The sequence below is a fragment of the Aneurinibacillus aneurinilyticus ATCC 12856 genome, from assembly GCF_000466385.1.
In the GTDB taxonomy this organism is placed as follows: domain Bacteria; phylum Bacillota; class Bacilli; order Aneurinibacillales; family Aneurinibacillaceae; genus Aneurinibacillus; species Aneurinibacillus aneurinilyticus.
Window position 1 is genome coordinate 1 of record NZ_KE952753.1, and the last position, 3,449, is coordinate 3,449.

General features: G+C 34.7%; 4 protein-coding genes. 2 read left to right on the top strand and 2 right to left on the bottom strand.

What is annotated here, in order from left to right:
• Positions 1 to 365: 365 nt before the first annotated feature.
• Both HMPREF0083_RS08975 and HMPREF0083_RS08980 read left to right on the top strand, forming a co-directional pair.
• Positions 366 to 1,043 carry a recombinase family protein gene (locus tag HMPREF0083_RS08975; protein ID WP_021620929.1) on the top strand — a complete coding sequence of 226 codons (678 nt, stop codon included), beginning with the start codon at positions 366 to 368 and terminating at the stop codon, positions 1,041 to 1,043.
• 154 nt (positions 1,044 to 1,197) lie between these two features.
• Entirely contained in the window at positions 1,198 to 1,434 is a 237-nt protein-coding gene (locus HMPREF0083_RS08980) for a hypothetical protein (protein ID WP_021620930.1), read from the top strand.
• A gap of 96 nt (positions 1,435 to 1,530) precedes the next feature.
• Here HMPREF0083_RS08980 and HMPREF0083_RS08985 read toward each other — a convergent pair whose 3' ends face one another.
• Together HMPREF0083_RS08985 and HMPREF0083_RS08990 are read right to left on the bottom strand one after the other, a co-directional pair.
• Positions 1,531 to 2,184, bottom strand: a complete 654-nt coding sequence (locus HMPREF0083_RS08985) for a hypothetical protein (protein ID WP_021620931.1) — start codon at positions 2,182 to 2,184, stop codon at positions 1,531 to 1,533.
• A gap of 324 nt (positions 2,185 to 2,508) precedes the next feature.
• A complete protein-coding gene (locus HMPREF0083_RS08990) occupies positions 2,509 to 3,048 on the bottom strand; it encodes a hypothetical protein (protein WP_021620932.1) in 540 nt (179 codons plus the stop codon).
• Between the last annotated feature and the right edge of the window lie 401 nt (positions 3,049 to 3,449).

Here is a 3,449-nt window from a genome sequence, read left to right on the forward strand (position 1 = left end):
AAGTGGGAGACTTCTTTCGGAGGGAAGTTAAAACCTGCCGCTGTGTCTTTGTTAATTCCATAAGAATCATCCCATAATTATTGTCTTGTCACAATCCATTAAGTGTGAATTCTACTCAAAGGAATAAACAAACCCACGCCTGTTGATTATCCATAAGGTGGAAGAAACAAGGGTCTAGACCTCAAATAATATTTGGGGGAATCATCAATGAATATCGAGTGAATTTTCAAAGAAGATACAAACATTACACTTCAAGATACTTTAAAATCCATGGTCAATGAGAAGATTGACAGTTTAATTAGCATTTACTATTCTCAAAATAAGGTGAACACTACTACATCTCATGTAGAAAGGAAAGATGTAGTATGAGATGTGCAGTATATGTAAGAGTTTCAACAGATAAAGAAGAACAGAAAGCCTCACTTGGAAATCAAAAGGATCTTTTCATTAGATATATTTCTGATCGAGGTTGGGATATCCATAACTTTTATGTTGATGTGGAAAGCGGAACAACAGAAAAGCGTCCACAGTTACAACAATTAATAGCGGATGCAAGAGCAAAGAAATTCGATGTGATACTGGCTAAAGAACTTTCACGTTTGGCACGTAATGGTCGCCTATCCTATGAGATTCGTGATAGTGCTGAACAAAGCAAGATCCATATCATTACCTTAGATAATGCCATAAACACATTAAAAGGTAATGGGCAAATGTTTGGTATTTATGCCTGGATGTATGAACAGGAATCACAAAGGACAAGTAAGCGAGTCAAAGCAGCCTTAAGGAGCAGTGCGCAAAAGGGATTATTCAAAGGATCCAATCCTCCTTATGGTTACATTTTAGAAGATAGGAAACTTCGGATAAGCCCTGATGAAACACCAAACATCGTTAGACGTGTCTTTAGGGACTATCTTTCAGGTAAGGGCTTTGATCACATTGCAAGGGAATTGTATGAAGAAGGATTCCCTACACCTGGACCAGTTGCTGGTAAGAAAAATGCTAGTGATAAGTGGCATGGTTCACATAGTAAGGCTAATTCTTGAAAATCCACATTACACTGGAGACTTAGTTCAAGGACGATCTACAACTAGAAGTGTCACAAATAAAAATAGAGACCAAGTGGATTCTGATAAATTTATCATTGTCCCTAAAACACGGTTACATATTTTAGAATAATATCAAATATGGGGTGGAGATTTGATTAGTCTAAAAGAGTTCATCGGTTTTCTTAATAAATTAGAGGATAACACTATATTTTATAGGCTAAGCAAAGTGAGAAATGACAGCATCATGGTTGAAGTAGCTGTTCCTGCTCAACGATGGGAAATAGAATTTATGGAAGATGGTACAGTAGAAATTGAAAAGTTCATGAGTGATGGGAATTTTTATGATGCTAAAGAATTAGATTCTCTGTTTAAAGATTTCAGTGATTAACTCAAAAGGTTATGATAGTGCTGTTCGTGGGAGTTCATAAAGAATGGCTCTGTTAAATTACAATATTGATTTTTAAATCAAAGAAAGGGAACATCCCTATTTAGGGTGATTTCCTTTTTTTAGTGTTCCCACCCAAACCTCCCCAATATTCACCTTATATAGAACGTCATTTCCATAGCTGAGTTTAACTTTTTCGGTTTCATAAGATTTACTTATTATCTCATTTACCTCGGTATCTGTTCTAAACCCCGATTCTATATCTTCCTTCAGTTCCTCTTCCCAATACTTTTCGGCATCAATGTGAGCTTCCCAATCAAAAAAAGCTAATTTATCCTTTAATGATTCATATTTATGAAATGGAAATGTCTTTTTAATAGTGTTTTTGTCAAAGGTATTATTGTAAGTGTTGATACAGTCTTTGTACGAAACAACAATTTGGGAGCTTATAAAGTCAGGTTCATATAACCAAATTTTCAAATAAAAATCCTCAGCTTCTTTAGCCATTTTTTCATACCAATTTAAATATACATCAATCATTTCGCTTAATAATAAACGATTATACCAATTGGGTGGATTTGTTCGGACTAACGAATAAAAAGGATGAATCCATAACTTTGCATAATCTCTTTGATACTCTCGTATGTAATCCATATCTAAGTCGATTACATTTTGTCTCCATATTTCTATCTTCCTCTTATGCCTCTTCCAACCCCGGATTTTCTTCTTTTTAGAGTGATAAAACTCTTTCATTCAACACACATCCCTTAACATTTGTGGAAATTCTTAAATACATATTTTTTACAACCGTAAATTATTATAAGTATCTTTCATTTCAAAGACAAACGAAGTTAGTAAAAATCATCATCACTTTCATTGTCAGATGTGTGTTCTTATTCATAACATTGGATTCTTATGCTCGTTTTGCAACACAATCATTGTGTTTTGTATTTTCGTTACTACGGCTATCAACAAATAAGAACTGTGTAAAATTTACAGATACCTTCTTGTAAAAATAAGACATTGATGATTTTACAGAATTTTATACACAAAAACCCTGCAAACGCAGGGCTATTACTATTCTTTATTCGGATTAAACACAAAGGATTGCTTCCATGTTCTTGCCACTTTTTTGCCCTGTACCGTTTTATCTTGGTCTTGTTCTAACTCCCAATACACAACAATTTCTAGTTCTTCAGCTTTAACTGATATGGGTAGATTTTTATGTACTAACCAATCCTTTCCACTATTAAATCTATCTGCAATTTGGTGTGAAAATAGCTGGAGTTTGGTTTGAGAATTGGGTTCATTTCTATAAGCTTCAAGTCTAACATTATAAGCAGTAACCCCACTGTTCTTAATTGTTATGCTATACATATCAGCAACACCAGGTTTCGATTTCGCCATATTAGGTTGGTCATATATAGCCTTTCCCATCGTAACAGACCATTGTTCTGTACTTTTTGAGATTGGGACTTTAAACGATTGTGTGGAATTTTGTTGAGATATTTTTGGAGGGTCATTTACTTCTGGTGTTGCAAAAACATCCACACTATAGCTCGAAAGTAAAGCTAAAGTGCTTACTACAATCAGATACAACTTTGATTTTCGTTTCATGGTACATCACCTTTCGCATCACGTTTTATTACAATATGATTCCAACGGTAGTGTACCCTAAACCCCATGTGATATTACAATCATTCGCAAATAACAGCAAGAATCGCACATGTTGTATTCAAACATGCACGGTTCCATCTAATTCTCGACCATAGATTCCAATTTTTCTTTATGTGATTTTCACAAAATGACGATTAGAGCTTTAGTATTTCCGTTCCTCAATCTTACAAAGAGCTTCTTCTACCTGCTTCTCTAATTCTCGCGTTGCTTTTGTCTTAGAATGCTTCCCCAACGTTGTGAATCGTTTGGGCTTGCCCATACCCTTCTTTTTCTTACTTGAGCGTTTTGCAAAATAGCAATTTTCACAGAAAGTGAAAAAGCGAATACGATACTAAAGTTGA

Coding starts and splice junctions, on each gene's coding strand:
- HMPREF0083_RS08985 (WP_021620931.1), bottom strand. CDS start 2,184: ATGAAAGAGTTTTATCACTCTAAAAAGAAGAAAATCCGGGGTTGGAAG.
- HMPREF0083_RS08975 (WP_021620929.1), top strand. CDS start 366: ATGAGATGTGCAGTATATGTAAGAGTTTCAACAGATAAAGAAGAACAG.
- HMPREF0083_RS08990 (WP_021620932.1), bottom strand. CDS start 3,048: ATGAAACGAAAATCAAAGTTGTATCTGATTGTAGTAAGCACTTTAGCT.